Below are 15,848 nucleotides of genomic sequence, written 5' to 3' on the forward strand. Positions count from 1 at the left end.
ATCAGGGCCCGCCCGTAATCAATAAGTATTCAAGAAAAAGTTTCCAGTGAAATTATTTTTTTGATTTCCCTGATATTATTTTTCTTAACTTTCGAAATACCCGCGCAGAAAATGTGAATAGTTCCATGAAAGCCGGCTTAAGATCATCCCATACGTACATTTCATGATTGGCACGCAGCAGGGAGGAAATAAATTTTCCCGTCGAAAATGGCCTGCCCATCCAGACCGTCTGCAGAGCGGCGCCAATATCAAAAAATGTGCGCGACCACCCCACACCCGGACGTCCACGCACAGGCGAAACCTCCTCATCCTGAGAGACTTTCCACATCAAATATGGAAAATCAACTCCGGCGTATCCGCACATCGCGATCCATCCCCAGGCACGCGTGTTGACATCCAGCATTTTATACAAGCCATCCCGTCTATCAAGCATGAATTCAATTTCAACAATACCTGTGTATTTGATCTTTTCCAGGAAACGTCTGGACGGGGCTTCAAGTTCGGGTCTTTCAATAGACTCTACGTATGCGCTTACTCCAAACTCAGGCGGAGTAAGACGAACCCGCTCGGCAAATATATCTGCAAGGACTGTCCCATCTTTACATAATGCCGCATATGAAACTTGCGTCCCGGGTTCCGCGGCGATCATCTCCTGTATCATAATTACCGAGGGATCAGCAGCCAAGCGGCACATTTCATCATAAAGTGAAAGCAGTTCGGCGCGGTCTTTTGCCTGCCAGGCCCTGCCATTTGAGAACGCATCGCTCCCCTGATGGTGGACCGGCTTGAGGATCATCGGAAATTTCCCGTCCAATATTTCAACGTCTGATCTATTTTTAGGGTAAAACGCCTTCGGATAATCTGCGCCTATTTCAGCGGCCAGTTGATAAGTATAATATTTATCCACCGCCCACTGCAAAATATCCCACTTCGGAGTTGTCAGTTGATAATATTCCGACAACCTATCGTAATTTTTGGCAATGATGGAAGCGCCCTTGTCGCCGTCAGGAAAAAGCGTCCAGCCCCGAAGGTTATTTTTTTGAGCGATCTCGATCAACAGGGAAATTTGCCCGGCTTCATCCTCCTTGTTCAAAGGAAAACTGCGCTGGACATATCTGGAATATCTGGCGGGGGAGCGCCCGTCGTCCAATATCCAAACCGGGATGCCCTTACGCCCCAAACTCCGAATTATTCCCAAAGCGGTATAACTCGAGGCAAACACCACCGCTCCGCGGGTTCTTTCAGACAGTACCATTCTATTAATCTCCCGTCATTTATTTAACAGTCGTGTAATACCCATCAATTTCATCACAAATTTTGAGAATGTATCATGGTAGGTCAGAAAAATACGCCTGACCGCCAGAGGATTTTTCCTTACGGTCGCGTATCGAGTTGGACCGGATAACAGCGTGAACGCGACCTCGATCCCAGCCTGTCGCGCCGCTTCCATCACATCAGGAGAAAAATCGGCTGAGCCGCCGTTTGGATACGCCAGGCTGATCACGGGTTCTGCGATCTCTGCTTCGATCTTTCTTTTGGATTCTTGAATCTCACGCCTTGCCTGCTCAAGTGGAATCCGTGTCAGGATCGGGTGGGTGGCAGTATGTGAACCGAATTCAATTCCGCTTCGCCTCATCGCCCGAACCTGCTCCCAGGTCAGGTGCAGGTTTGCAAACGCCCCGGCGGGAATCTCCACATCCAAAAGCGGACCGATCTGCCGGATCATGGCGCGCTTTTCATCTTCAGGGAGTTTCTTTACCGCCTCGATCCAGCGGAGCATTATCCGTTCACGGGAGTGCTCATCATGCCAGGAGCACTCCCCGGTCAGCGGCAGAAACGCGTCATTCTTTTTTGTGTGATAAAAGCAATACGCCACCGCATCCCAATAGAAGGGCGAATCCGATCCCATAAAATCCGTGGTTAGAAAAATCACGGCGGGTAAATTGTATTTCTGCAAAATGGGAAGCGCGTTCGTGAGATTATCAGTATAGCCGTCATCAAAAGTAATTATGGCGGCATGGGGCGGCAATTTCTTTTCTCCGCGCAAACAGGCGGCAAGCTGCTCGCAAGTAATAACATTGAAGCGCGCCTTGACATATTCCATCTGCCTTGAAAATTCCTGCGGCGTGGCGCTTATGTTCGGCTTGAACGTATCGAAGCCTTGCTTGAAAGGGTCTTCAATGCGGTGGTAATTTAGAACCGTAAGAAAGTTTGGAGTCGCATAATGAATAACATCAAATATTTTCAAGCCCACCAAAGTATCAAGCAGGGAAAGCACCACGCGTGCGCGGGAAATGGACATCAGGATATTGCGCCTTTTTGGAGAATTTTTTAATTAACGCTGAACGCGTTTCCAGATATGAGAGCGTTTGTTGGTTAGAAAACCGTATAATCCCGCCACTGTGGCAAAATTTGAATTGACCAAAAACGTGGGCAGGTACAAAATCTTTCCCGCAACCCCATTGAACTTAAAAATGTTTCCGAGCAAGGCCATGCCATAAAAGAGACCTTGCAGCAACAAAAGGACACGATCCAAAGGAGGCGGCATCAACCGGGATGCTTGCGCATTGTCCCCCCCCGCGGCGAGCACAAGAATTACATTGGATATTAAAGCGGCCAGCATGGCGTACGGGATAAACGCGCGAAAAAATTTATGCGACAAGATCTGCCATAAAACCAGGGGGCGGTTGAACGGCAGCAGCTTTCCGGACATCGCGACAGTTTGGTAAATTCCGGCATTCATACGCGAGCGGCGGGTGATTTCATCTTTTGCCGACTGGGAAACATATTCGTATGAGCGCGCATCCGCAACGTATACAATGTTATATCCACGACGGATTAAGTCAAAGATCATATATCGATCGTCATTTATGATGTTGGCCTGCGGGGCTGAAAAATATTCCTTCCGGACTGCCATGATCTCCCCCACAGAGGCCGTACAGGTACTAAAGGCGGTTTCATTTTTTTTAATCGCAGATTCGTATTTCCAATACAGTCCTTCTGCGGAACTTAGATTCCTGCCGTCTTCAATGATCAACTTTGCGCCTGTGGTAGCTCCAACCTTGCGGTCGGCAAATGGAGCCACCAACAGTTTTGCCGCTTTCGCGTCGTACATGTTATTCGCGTCGGAAAATATGACGATCTCGCCGCGCGCCAGGGACATGGCGCGAACAATGGCCGCCATCTTTCCGCCGCGCAGCGGAATATAACTCAATTCAACCCCAAGGTGGCTGTATTTCTTTACGATCTCGGGTGTCTGGTCTGTAGTCCCGTCTGCCGCAACGATGATCTGTAGCTTTTCAGGAGGGTAGTCGAGATTTAATGTATTCTCTATCTTTTCCGCAATCACTTTTTCTTCGTTATAGGCAGCGATCAAAAAAGTGACAAAAGGAAATGTTTGCGGATACGGCTTGGTTTTGGGCGTCAGTCTTGCGAGCAGTACGGTCAGTAAAGGGTAACCAAAATAGGTATAAAGAATAAAGAATACTGACGCCCAAAACAATATCACCATAAAAGGTACAACAGGATCACTTGTCAGATTTTTCGGCTGTGTCCTTCAATGCCTTGGCTGTGGCCGCGCTGGAGAATGAATTTCGAATGACGATGGCTGCAATGATCAAAATAGCCACTGTCAACCCAATCAATGCGGGCAGCAACCATCCCGCCCGCCCTTGAATGACAGGGGTACCCAGCGGGGCGGGAGTGGAAAGGGATGTCGGGGGGTTCGAAGTAACAGCAACCGGCAGCCCGCCAACCACGCCTTCCTTTACAAGACCCAGGCGGGTGTCAGTGGTTAAGATCTGATCACCGTATAGGATCGAGAAATTACCGTTCAGTTGATTTACAAGGTTGTCCTTGACAAGAACTTCGCCGGCCATTGGAATGCCCTGATCGGTATTACCCATTACAGTTAAGATCGCGCGATCGGAAGCCCAGGGCGAAGTTAATAACTGAACATATCCCACACTTACATTTGGAAGCAGGCGGTAATTTACCAGCATGGCGGGTTGTATCGCTTCATCCTTGCCTGCTTCGAAAGGCGCGGGCAACTGATCATTTATTTCAGAGATGATCGGCAGGGTGCTTGCCTTGCCCACCATGATCAAATTTCGCTCCGCGCGAATATCCTCAGGGACATCCTCTCCAAACACAACTTTAAAGTCCGCAACCGAGATGCCGCCTTTGGCGCCGATATAATATGCGATCTTCGCGGCATAATCCCAGGATGTTGGGTCATTCGCGGGCACCACAAACGCCAAATCAGCCAGGTTCCTATCCGTGATAAACATGGATGGGAAGTTATCCAGGTATAAATTTTTCGCGGTGCCAATTTGCTCGCTTGAAACCGGCAAATGCAACAATGATGATTGCCCAATGGTCAATGAAGTGTTTGACGTATTGGGAGATGCGCAGCTATTGTTCGGGACAAGATCGCTTACGATCTCGAGTTTATTGCTGCCTCTTCTAAGAATGCCCGCCAGTATTTTGATGCGCGTTGTCTCAACCTGTTCCGACTGATCGGAGAATTGCAGGCTTCCGATCACGCTGTCGTTTAACAACACGGTAAGACTGCTTCTATCAAAATTCAAAAGCTTGGAATTTGAGAGGACAAGATCCAAATACGCTTCCGAGGAAAATGTCTGTTCGGAAGACGCGAAAAACGAATAGGAAAGATATTGTCCGAAGGTTCCGCCTAAAGACTGATTATCGTAACCAAGGTCTGCCAACGTCCGGTCTTCTGAAACAACTTCCTCGTTGGCGGGAGCGATACTGCTGATCACAGATACATCAGGTCTTCCACCGCTGGTTACAATGCCGCCGCTGCCCAGAGCCTGCCCGGCTTTGATCACGGCTTCATCATTGTTTCCGCCAATCGACAACAGGACATTGGCTTGATTCCATGGGGATATTGCGGCCTGCACAACACCATCATTATCTTGTAGTCCGCTCAGGCTGAATTTGCCGTTCGCGACAGGGATCGGCAAAGCAACGCCTTGGAGAACGGTAAATTTCGAGGGATTCCCTACAAAAATAAGGTTGTTGGTGCTTCTAACCTCGGCGGTCAACTTGCTTTCTGTAACAAGGTTGGCTGTTAGATCTCCGTTTGTAATGGAGCCAAGCCCGGCAATGCCTGCCATTGCTGACTGAATTTCACCGATGGTTGGAGCATCTGGCAGAACAATGGTGGTGGCTGTCGGGAGCAGCGCCTGCGGCAGGTAAATGGGATACGGGAAAGCCGACAAATCCAGGGATGGTGATATGGTGTCGTGCTGGAGATCAATTTCCGACCCGGAACTCACGATCAGGGTCGATTGGATATCCGGGTTATCACAGTTCACGCTTGCGTCAAAGACCATTGACAATAAATTCCGCCCGTCGCTTGAAATTGGAGCCAGGGCGCCGGCAGGAATGGAAATTTCGCGGATAAATGGTCCATTTTGATCGAGCACAACAGTATCCACAATACGATTATTGAACAATATCGTGAGAAGCCCGCCAACCACAGTGCCTTGATTGGTAACGCTGCCGGAAGCAGCCCCGCCGGCAAAATTGAATCGCAGGGAGATCTTCGCATTTGTATTCAACTGCCATGTTGGGGGAAGGCTAAAAAATAACCTGATCGAATCATACGGTCCGATCATGAGCCTCTCTGAATATCCCAGCTCACTAAAGGTAAACCGTGAATCAGCGGCGGGTGTCTGGTATAGATTATCCGCGTAAACATGGGCAACCCCGCCGCCAAACATAAGGAAAAGTTGTCCAATTAACACCATAAAAAGAATAAACTTCTTCATTACATCCATCCTTTCAAACAATATACATTATAGATAAACAAACAATTCGCGCAAAATTTTTGAATACTACCCGGATTGATTTGAATTCACGGGGTTTTCATTTTTGGCAAATATAAATGGCTTCGACAGAACAACGACCGCCGCCTCGTCAAAAGCCGATGCCTTCTCCATTGCATTGATACAGCGATCTATTAATTCCTCGCCGGTTTCAAGCTGAGCGCGCCCCACCACACCAATACAGGGGTCCGGCTTAACGATCATATCGCCGGCCGCGTCAACAGAGATCGTTTCAGCAAGATAGGATTGAAGGCGCTTAAAAGTAGCTTCTACAGCGGAGATCGGGGTGGAAGGCAATAACACGGCCAATTGCATGTCATTCCACCGTCCCACAATGTCCCTTCCACGCAATTCATTTTTCAATTTTTGCGTGATGGTATTAATGATACGGTCCTTGATCTGCTGGGGAAGTATGTCGGCGACATCGGCCAGCCCGCGAAAATTGATCAAGCCCAAAGAGAGGTCGCTTTCAGGTCGCTGCGCAACTTCCTCCAAAAGCCGTCTTTCGAAATATGCGCGCGTATACGCAGATGAGGGGACGTCAATAATGGAACGCTCCCGCAGCTTCTCGATCGAGGTTTGCAGTTGTTCTTTTGAGAACGCAAGGACAAGACCAATGATCGCGCCGAAGAAAAGCGCAAGACCTGCGTTCTGAATCGGCTGCGGGCGAATGGGCGAAACTGGTATTGCAGGCTGGTCAAGAATCGTGAAAATATAAACTGGGTATAACTTGTTTATATACTCCACGGCCTGGGTGCCGATCGCGTCTGCAATTTCCACGACCAATTCAGGGTCCAATCCTTCAACTGTCAGCTGCAGGATATTCGTATCAGGCACCACAGTTACAGAGATATCGTATTTGGCAAGGACCGCAGGATCTATTTTCTGAATTTCAAGATTCTGGTTGTACACCGATGGACTGGCCAACAATTCCCTATACGTGTTAATGATAGAGCGTCGGTCCAAAGTGTCCAGGCTGGAAACAACATCCCAACTGCTTGTAAAACTCCCGGCGTTCGGAGCCACAATAAAACGGGAATTGGTTTGATAAGCCGGGGGTGTGAAATAAGACGTTATCAACGATACATTAGTGGCGATTAAGATGGTCATCAGGATGATCCACCAGCCACGTCGAAGCGTGCGTAAATATAAATTAATTTCCATAGTTTACCTTTCCGATAATATTAGATATTTTATTAAATTTTATCACAAAAATTCGTGACATCGTTGAACATAAGCCAATCGCTGCGGGCGCAAATTCAAAACAGGCTTTTAAAACAACCCTGTGCAACGGCGAACATTTAATAATCCTGTCTAGACGGCTGATCAGGCGCTTGAAAGATTCAATGGGCACCTCTCTGGGTAAACACAGCCAATACCGTGCGGATAAGAATATTTATATCGAACCAGATACCGGCTCTTTCGATGTATGCGATGTCCAGGCGCAGGCGATCGTCAAACTCAAGCTGGGCGCGCCCAATAATTTGCCATAGGCCGGTCATGCCTGGCATGACATCCAACCGCTCGGTATGCCATAACTTATAGGTTTCTGAACCAAACGAGGTCGGACGCGGCCCGACCAGACTCATCTCTCCCTTTATTACATTAACCAGCTGTGGTAATTCATCCAGACTGGTCTTGCGTAGAATACTCCCAACTTTTGTGATTCGCGGATCGTTAGTGATCTTGAAATCCGGCCACTGAAGCTCGTTCAAATGTGCGTAGCTTGCCTTCAACTCCTCGGCGTTTGGAACCATGGAACGAAATTTGTACATACGAAAACGACGACCGCCCATCCCGGTACGCAACTGCGTGAATACCGCCGGCGCTCCCGGTGATGTCAGGGCAATGACCAGCTGGATAATCAAAAGCACCGGCAGCCAGAAGGGCGCGCTAAAGAACACCAGTGTGAGGTCAAGGATCCTTTTAGCCAATAAATAAGAGCGCCCGGTGAAGACTCGCTTCTTCGGGTCAAAGGAGTCGATCCATGAATTTTTATCAGCAGAGTTAAACATCGCAATTATCACTTAACACTACGCACGTCTGTTTCGATCAGATCATTGTGCAAAGAACTTGTCCTGGAACGATTGCGCGCCATGTCGAGCAGATCGTCAAAGGTCAATGCTTCATCTGGAAATGAGGCGCAGCCGTAATTCACCTGAAGCCCCGTCCTCTCTTCAACCACCCTGGCGATCCGTCCCGCCAGAAGTCGCGCGCCTTCCAAATCGGTTTCCGCGCAAAGCACCACATATTTTCCAAAACGATCTTTTATAAGAATGTCGGTCTGGCGAATCGCCTCTCCGACCGCCTGCCCGATACGGGCGCTGGAAAGACGCGTGAGCATGTCACGCTGCAAACTTTTCAACATCTCGCGCGCCGCCTCTTCATCTTTATTGAAGGCATGCACAACCACAACAGCTAATGGATGATGAAAACGCCTGCTCCTCGCGAATTCATTTTTTATTTGATCCATGGCATCATCAAGTTCGAGCGCCTGGTATGGAAATGTGCCCTGCGCAAGCAGATCCATCAAGGATTGGGAACCTTCGATCACAACAGCCAGTTGATATGAAAGCCATACACCCGCTTCCAGCAATACCAGTTCAAGAATGATCACCTCTACATTTGTAGAGCCGGTATTGGCCCGTTCGGTAATCCTAAAAAGGGCAAAATATATCGCCCCCCAGAAAGTCATCGGAACAACGACTGAAATTTTATGCAGGGACGGCACAAAGATCATGATCGGTACGATCACGATCGCGGTCAGGTAAAAATACGCCGCAAAATTAATGATCGGCGTATTTGAACGGTCCAATTGGCCAAGCACCAATATAAAGAGTAAATAGAAAATATTCCAAGACAACGACTTCTTAAGATTTGTCACTGATCCACCTTGGCCGGCTTATTTCTTTCACAGAAATTATTTTTTTATTATAAATCTTAAAACGATTATATAATGGGATATATTTTAACATGTAACAACGTCCAGCATGCTGGTATTATACAAGCTGTTCATGGCAATGCCCAAGGCGGAAGAACATAATGTGAATTACACGAAATAATATGGAAATAAAGAAATACTCTCGCGGGCTGGTCGTGTCTATCGTAAGAATTTCAGGTCCATATCCGTCCTTGATAGCGGGAAAAAACACCTGACAGCCCATTAGTTTATAGCCTTCCAGTTTGATTGTATATAGTACTGATGGTGGGAACTTTTTTTCATCAAACCCATGTAAGTAAACCTTGTACGAATGGAACCCCGCAATTGGAGGAATATATCTTGACCGATCTTTACACCCGCACGCCATCACAGATCGTGATGTATGCGACCGAATACTGTTCTGACTGCCATCGCGCAAAGGCCTTCTTTGAAGCCAATCATATTGAGTACCTGCGGGTTGGGCTTGAAGGAAACGAACAGGCAACTGAATTTGTGATGAATGTGAACAATGGATACCGAAGCGTGCCGACCATCATCTTCCCGGATGGTTCGATCCTGGTCGAACCGGGCTGGAAGGAATTGCAGGAAAAAACCTCAAAGACTTAATCAAAAATACAAACAAGCATCCATGGAGCGGGAAGGTATAATAACCTTATGAAGAAGGTTGTATTCCCTTTGCTTGTGTGCGCAATTTTAATTTCAGCCTGTGATACATGGGGGGCGCCGCCGCAGCCATTCCCCGTGTGGACGCCGATCCCCACGCGTACGCCAGGCGTGGTCACCGCCACGCCGTTAATTCTGCTGCCGCCTGTTTTTCCAACCATCATTACAGAATCGCCCACGCCAGATTCTGCCGTCACCACCCCGCTCACTGCCGCCCCTTCAGAAACACAGACCCCGTCGCCGACATTTACGCCCGCGCCGTCGGTCACTGCATCAGGCACTCCAACTCCTGCGCCGCTGCTATCCGTTGTAGTGGACATCCTTGGCTGCAACACAAGCTTAGACATAACTCATGGTATGGGAGAAGTGACCAACGCCTACGTTACCGTAAAAAATAACGGCACAATTGACCTGCCAAATACCTGCTCGCTACTCCGCGCAATTGATGAGGATCGCGAACATCCCGATAAGCAGGTATGCGTTGAGAACCTGCCGGCTCAAAACCAGGTGACACTAAAGTTAACCGTTGACTCGGCCTATAAGCAGAACACGCTCATTCAGGTGGACACCACATCCAATGACATCTTGCTATTGCGCGCGGATAAACCTTCCTGCACAGATATCGGCCTGTTCGGCGGTGCGCCCTCCGATGTTGGGATCATAAAACCAATTCAACCCTGACCCCATAACGAAAAGGCAGTGAGAAAATACACTGCCTTTTCGTACTATGGAACACGCGCGGGTAAGGAGAGAATCAAATAAACTCTCCCTCCGTCTATAAATTAAAGATTGACCAAAAAATCAGATCTCTTGAACGGCGTATTTTTCCGGTTCCTTTTCGAACGAGAGCTTACAGCCGGGGGAACAAAAATAATATGTCCTGCCGTTGTATTCGGATTTCCACTGGGCGGTGGCGGGATCAACTTCCATTTTGCAGACGGGATCGGTATCCATGAAAGAGTTTCTCCTGAAATAATATTTCAAAAATAATTTACGCAACGGGAGTATACTCGATTCCATTCAACCCGCCCAATTGTTCGAGATAATAATTCAAAACCGCGGGGCGCTAAAGGTATAATAAACATCATGACAGATGAACAGATGAAATCTCTCGCACGCAACAAGATCGCCATGCTCATTGATGGCGACAACGCCCAGGCAGGCCTGCTTGCCCAGATGCTGGTGGAATCGGGACGCTACGGGCAGGTCACCGTCCGCCGTATCTACGGCGACTGGACAACCGCCAGCATGAATTCATGGAAGGACACCTTGAACTTTCACGCCTTCCAACCCATTCAACAATTCCGTTACACGATCGGCAAGAATGCCACCGACAGCGCCATGATCATTGACGCCATGGACATTCTGCACGCCAGGGTCGTTGACGGCTTTTGTCTTGTTTCTTCGGACAGCGATTACACCAGATTGGCTACCCGCATACGAGAGACCGGCATCTTTGTGATGGGCATTGGTGAAAAGAAGACCCCCAAGCCCTTTGTCAACGCCTGCGATGTATTCGTTTATACCGAGAATCTGGTCACGGAAAAAAAGGCGGCCATCCAGCCGCGCAAGCCAAAAGACGGCGCAAAAAAGGTCAAGGATGAAAAAGAGGAAGTTGATCCCGTGCCTTTGCTCACCCAGGCATTTGAAATGGCTGTCCAGCAGGATGGATGGGCGTCACTTGCGAACATGGGCAACGCGCTCTATCAACTGGACCCCGGTTTTGATCCGCGCACCTATGGCCACAAACAGCTTTCTAAAATGATGATGAAGTTCAAGGATCAATTTGAAATTCACGAAAAAGATAGCGGTGGTTTTTTCGTAAAGATCAAAGAATGAATTTTAAAAAGCATGCAAAGTTTTACCTTGTCATGCTTTTTTGATTAAAGGTCATCATGAGCGGACTAAAACGCCGGGCGATTGTTCTTTTCATCATGTTATTCATCGCGGCAATTCACATTTTACCGATCGGAAGTTATCTGCAGGGAGAATTATTCAACTTCTATTCCGGATACTTTTCCGATATTACGATGCCGTTTGGGGCGTATTTTTTATTGTGCGCGGCAGAGCTGCAAATGCCTGTCTTCAGGCGCTGGGGAATAAAATTAACGGCCGCGTTCCTGCTCCCTGCCATCGCCGAGACCTGCCAGTACGCGGGCATACCGCTTTTAGGAGCCACCTTCGACCCGCTTGATTATTTCATGTATGGCATTGGAACAGCGTCAGCCGCATTCTTCGATACACAGGTATTTTCCAGGGTTTTTGATTTTTGGGGCGTGCAGGAAACCGCGAAAAAATGAAGGGTCGTTTGCTCAAGACTTGCGGTCCATTCACCCTTTTGGAGGCGCTATGATCTACGGAACTATTCACGGGGTAAATAAACCTGTCGCGCGCGTGATACAAGGTTCGACGATGATCGGCAGCAGCCTGAACGAGTCGGAAAGTTTTGCCTTGTTGGATCAGGTTTTCGAGTTGGGCGGGAACACGATCGACACAGCCCACGTTTACAGCGGCGGGAACAGTGAACGCATCATCGGGAAATGGATGCAGGCCCGCGGCATTCGTGAGCAGGTCGTCATCATCACCAAGGGCGGGGCCCACTCTGAGGACCGCCGCCGTCTGACCCCTTTTGATATTTCTTCCGATCTATTTGATTCGCTCGCCCGCCTGAGAACTGACCATATCGATCTGTACCTGCTCCACCGTGACGACCCCGCTGTATCCTGCGAGTCGATCATGCAGGTTTTGAATGAACATCAACAGGCCGGGCGCATAAATTCATTTGGCGCGTCCAACTGGTCGCACGAACGGATCAGATCAGCCAACGACTTTGCCCGCGCAAATGGACTGGGAACTTTCTCGGCCGGCAGCCCTCAATTCAGCCTGGCAGAGTCGCTCGCTGAGCCGTGGCCGCTCTGCCTCAGCATCAGCGGAACGGACGGGCGTGATGCGCGCGCCTGGTACGAACAAACTCAAATGCCGCTCCTGGCCTGGTCGCCGCTGGCCAGTGGATTTTTCTCCGGCCGCTTCCGCCGCGATAACCTGCACACATTTGGCGAACGGGAATGGGATCGTGTCTGCGTGCAGACCTATGCGAACGAAGCAAATTTCCAACGACTCGAGCGGGCTGAACAATTGGGAATTGAGAAGGGCGTCAGCGGTGCGCAGATCGCGCTGGCTTATGTAATGAACCAGCCCATGAATATCTTTGCCGAAGTGGGTTCGAGCAGCATTAATAAATTCAAAGAAAATATGGAAGCGAGCAAGCTTCGGTTAATGCCAGGCGAGTTAAGCTGGCTTGATCTCAGAAGCGGCAGCCGTTGAAAAAAAAATACAGATTCTCCGCAATGAAGGATGCGCGACGGAAAGAACATGGCTATGCTCCTGACGAAGCATAGCCATGTTTATTAATGGTTATGAAATGATGATCAGGCCAGGTTACGGCAGCCCATCCCAATTGCCTGCGATCGGCATGTCGCCGGGAATCCCCAGCGCAAAGACGATATCCGCAAAGCCGATGGTATTTGAATTGCGCAGGTAGAACTGGGCGTTGCGATACACGCCAATGGTATCTATGCCGTCGTTGTTCCAGTCGCCGGTGACGGGCAGGTCACCCGCCAGTCCATAATTCAGCGCCACATCTGCGAAACCTGTTGTGTTGGCATTCTTCAGGAAGATGATGCCGTTGCTCGGACGGAAGACGCCGGTGGTGTCAGAGCCGTCGCCGTTCCAATCTCCGGCAATGCCCACATCGCCCACATTCCCCAAATAAAAAACCATATCTGCCGGCCCGGCCGTGTTAAGATTCCGTAATTGGAATTGTCCGGTTGATGGTCTAAAGATGCCGATGGAGTCAATACCGTCTCCGTTCCAATCCCCGACCACCGGCTGGTCACCGGGTAATCCGAAGGCGATTACCAGATCGGCAAAGCCAAGCGTATTGGAGTTGCGCAGGTAGAAGGACCCGCCGCGGTAGATACCAATGGTCTCCGTTCCATTGCCGTCCCAGTCGCCAGCCACGGGGTAATCTCCCGCAAGGCCGTAATTGATCGCGATGTCGGCAAAGCCTGAGGTGTTTTGATTCTTCAGGTACAAAAGCCCGTTGCTCGGACGGAAGACCCCGGTCGTGTCGCCGCCATTTGCCAGCGGAGATGCGCACTGATAGATCTGCACATCATCGATCCACCAGCCCCAGATATAGCTGAAGGGAAAGTCATCCAGCCCCATGCGGAAGCGGAACATGACATTTTGCCCGGCCAGTGAACTGAGGTTGACACGCGTGGATATATAGCCGTGGCTGGCGCCGGTAAATGTCTGACGGGATCCAAGTGGGTTGGTACCCGCAAAAAGGGTGTTGTCATAGCCATTGCCTTCCATCAAGGAACCGGCATCCGTCCAGGTACCGCCTGCGTTGGTACTGTATTCAAGCACCCCGCCATCAAAAAGAAATTCGAATTCATAGGCATGATGAAAGAGCAGTTTTCCATTCGTTGGCACCGTAATGCTGTTTGCCATGCGCACGTAGCTGTCTGTAGCGGCAGCAGGATAATCATCGCCATAAAGGAAGTGATTCCCTGAGTGTGCAAATGGGCCGTAGGGCGAATCATAGGTCCAGCGGTCTGTGCCTGTCGTGGCACCGCTGACCCAGTTGCCGGTACCATTTTCCAGGTTGTCATAGAAGCGATTGACAGGGAATTGTCCGGGAACATCGCAAGCGGCCATCTCCGTGTTGAATCCTGCCACAGGCTGGAGGTTCATCTCGACCGCGTTGATCGCGTCGAGCACTTCCTGACAATCGGCGGATGTGATCCCGGAGGTACCGGTGATCGCGGCGCAGGCAGATTGCAGGGCGTTATACAGGTCTAAATAATCTGAGCCTGAATTAAGCAGGTTGGTTTGGGCGTAGTAATAAATTTTAGCGACCTTGACAAGGTTAAGTCCCGTCACGGTGCGTCCGTTGAACGTCCCGCCGTCCACCATTAAGAAAACAGCCTTGTTGTTGATTCCGCTGTTTGAATGAACGCCGCCGTTATCGGCGGTCAATGTATAGTAATTTACGCTGGTCATCTTGTCGGGGTCGCCAAAGAGGGTGGGGTCTTCCATATCGCGGATGACGCCAAAGGAAGTCAGGTCTTCGCCCATTTGCCAGCGGGTGGCGGCGGTATCTGTGCCCATGCCGTTGCTCAAGTCCACGAATTCGCCCCACACGTCTGAGAAGGACTCGTTGATCGCGCCCGACTGGTAATAATAGAAGAGATTGGATTCGTATTCGGTCACGCCGTGCGTCAGTTCATGCGCCACGACATCGTCCGCGCTCGAGAAGCCCGCGCCATACACCATCTGCGTGCCATTCCAAAAAGCGTTTTGATACGTTGCCCCGCCTGGAACATCATCGTAATTGACCGTGGAGATAAGCGCCATCCCAGCCCCGTCAATGCTGTCGCGGCCGTGGTTGTTCAGGTAAGCGTCATAGGTCTGCCCGGCGAACACATGCGCATTGATCGCGTCTGCCGATCCGCCTGAACAGGTTGGGTTGGATTCATTACACACAAGTGTTCCGGGAAGAACACTTGTGCCGCCAGTATCATAAGTTAAGCGGTTCTTGGCATAATCGATCTGGTTGAAGGAGAGCGCGATGCCGCCGCGTTTGGCTTCCACCAAAACCAGTTGACGGACCGGGAGCAATTCTGTTTTGGGGGTCACTTCCATGCGCCAGCCGAGAACCGTCTGTCCTGTGTAGGGGGTCAGCAAAGCCGGGTTATAGATCCACAATTCGGGAGTGCTGGCCTGCAAAGCATCCACGCTGACTCCGTTCTCCCTGGCGGTCACTGCCAGGGCCGATTGAATGGCTGCGGCTTTATCGATCAGTGGATTAATATCCAGTTGAATATTGGGAAGCATCTCGCCGCTGGCGGAGAGCACATTTTTGCCCGAGTCCATGTGGACGATCATTTCGCCTGCCAGCACGGGTATGCCCTTATACGTCTGCTGGAAACGAACGGTGTTATTGCCGTTATCCGCCCTGGTTTCGCGCAGTACCTTTAAATTATTTTTCGCGTCAACAATCCCAAATCCGCCGCCCTGCACGGCCAGGAATGCGCGCGCGGCATCTTCTGCCGTGGCATTTTTTGCCAGGCCTGTCGCCGCGTGGATGGCGCGTCCGGTTGACGGCGCGCCCATAAAATTTACCATGCCCGTTAAGGGATGATGGGAAATCTGCACACCCTGCTGCAGAGCGGAAGCCGACGTCGCGGCCGGCATGAAAGGCAGGATCATCATCAAGATCACTGCCAGGATGGAAATAATTCGAGCGCGTTTGATGAGCATAATATTATCCTTTTTTGATTATGGATTACTTGAGTCTGGTTCGATCTTTCATGCAGCACACCCGC

General features: G+C 49.9%; 14 protein-coding genes. 5 read left to right on the forward strand and 9 right to left on the reverse strand.

Features of this window, described 5'->3' with window-relative positions:
• Positions 1-52 precede the first annotated feature (52 nt).
• The 7 genes from IPL17_RS16710 to IPL17_RS16740 form a co-directional block, all read right to left on the reverse strand.
• Positions 53-1,255, reverse strand: a complete 1,203-nt coding sequence (locus tag IPL17_RS16710) for an ATP-grasp domain-containing protein (protein ID WP_345308219.1) — start codon at positions 1,253-1,255, stop codon at positions 53-55.
• A gap of 15 nt (positions 1,256-1,270) precedes the next feature.
• The gene (locus tag IPL17_RS16715) at positions 1,271-2,302 is read right to left on the reverse strand and encodes a polysaccharide deacetylase family protein (protein ID WP_345308220.1); all 1,032 of its coding nucleotides are present in this window, start codon (positions 2,300-2,302) and stop codon (positions 1,271-1,273) included.
• Positions 2,303-2,335: 33 nt separating this feature from the next.
• Positions 2,336-3,511: a glycosyltransferase family 2 protein gene (locus tag IPL17_RS16720; RefSeq protein WP_345308221.1), complete on the reverse strand. Its 1,176-nt coding sequence runs from the start codon at positions 3,509-3,511 to the stop codon at positions 2,336-2,338.
• A 16-nt stretch (positions 3,512-3,527) separates the two neighbouring features.
• Positions 3,528-5,795, reverse strand: a complete 2,268-nt coding sequence (locus IPL17_RS16725; RefSeq protein ID WP_345308222.1) for a cellulose biosynthesis cyclic di-GMP-binding regulatory protein BcsB — start codon at positions 5,793-5,795, stop codon at positions 3,528-3,530.
• Positions 5,796-5,861: 66 nt separating this feature from the next.
• On the reverse strand, positions 5,862-7,016 hold the full coding sequence (locus IPL17_RS16730; protein WP_345308223.1) for a Wzz/FepE/Etk N-terminal domain-containing protein: 1,155 nt from the start codon (positions 7,014-7,016) through the stop codon (positions 5,862-5,864).
• Between the two features lie 179 nt (positions 7,017-7,195).
• Positions 7,196-7,867, reverse strand: a complete 672-nt coding sequence (locus tag IPL17_RS16735) for a sugar transferase (protein WP_345308224.1) — start codon at positions 7,865-7,867, stop codon at positions 7,196-7,198.
• An 8-nt stretch (positions 7,868-7,875) separates the two neighbouring features.
• The gene (locus IPL17_RS16740) at positions 7,876-8,736 is read right to left on the reverse strand and encodes a hypothetical protein (protein ID WP_345308225.1); all 861 of its coding nucleotides are present in this window, start codon (positions 8,734-8,736) and stop codon (positions 7,876-7,878) included.
• Positions 8,737-9,132: 396 nt separating this feature from the next.
• Here IPL17_RS16740 and IPL17_RS16745 point away from each other — a divergent pair, with 396 nt between their 5' ends.
• On the forward strand, positions 9,133-9,399 hold the full coding sequence (locus tag IPL17_RS16745; RefSeq protein WP_345308226.1) for a glutaredoxin domain-containing protein: 267 nt from the start codon (positions 9,133-9,135) through the stop codon (positions 9,397-9,399).
• Positions 9,400-9,447: 48 nt separating this feature from the next.
• Positions 9,448-10,137: a hypothetical protein gene (locus IPL17_RS16750; RefSeq protein WP_345308227.1), complete on the forward strand. Its 690-nt coding sequence runs from the start codon at positions 9,448-9,450 to the stop codon at positions 10,135-10,137.
• Between the two features lie 120 nt (positions 10,138-10,257).
• Here the strand turns inward: IPL17_RS16750 and IPL17_RS16755 are convergent, their stop codons facing one another.
• The gene (locus tag IPL17_RS16755; RefSeq protein WP_345308228.1) at positions 10,258-10,410 is read right to left on the reverse strand and encodes a YHS domain-containing protein; all 153 of its coding nucleotides are present in this window, start codon (positions 10,408-10,410) and stop codon (positions 10,258-10,260) included.
• Between the two features lie 132 nt (positions 10,411-10,542).
• Between IPL17_RS16755 and IPL17_RS16760 the strand changes: the two genes are divergently transcribed.
• Genes IPL17_RS16760 through IPL17_RS16770 form a run of 3 tightly spaced genes read left to right on the forward strand, consistent with a single transcriptional unit; the run spans position 10,543 to position 12,780 of the window.
• On the forward strand, positions 10,543-11,295 hold the full coding sequence (locus IPL17_RS16760; protein WP_345308229.1) for an NYN domain-containing protein: 753 nt from the start codon (positions 10,543-10,545) through the stop codon (positions 11,293-11,295).
• A gap of 56 nt (positions 11,296-11,351) precedes the next feature.
• Positions 11,352-11,756 (forward strand): hypothetical protein, encoded by a 405-nt coding sequence (locus IPL17_RS16765; protein ID WP_345308230.1) that lies wholly within the window; start codon positions 11,352-11,354, stop codon positions 11,754-11,756.
• Positions 11,757-11,805: 49 nt separating this feature from the next.
• Positions 11,806-12,780, forward strand: a complete 975-nt coding sequence (locus IPL17_RS16770) for an aldo/keto reductase (RefSeq protein WP_345308231.1) — start codon at positions 11,806-11,808, stop codon at positions 12,778-12,780.
• A 114-nt stretch (positions 12,781-12,894) separates the two neighbouring features.
• Here IPL17_RS16770 and IPL17_RS16775 read toward each other — a convergent pair whose 3' ends face one another.
• Positions 12,895-15,783, reverse strand: a complete 2,889-nt coding sequence (locus IPL17_RS16775; RefSeq protein ID WP_345308232.1) for a M4 family metallopeptidase — start codon at positions 15,781-15,783, stop codon at positions 12,895-12,897.
• Between the last annotated feature and the right edge of the window lie 65 nt (positions 15,784-15,848).

The organism is Candidatus Villigracilis saccharophilus (assembly GCF_016711665.1).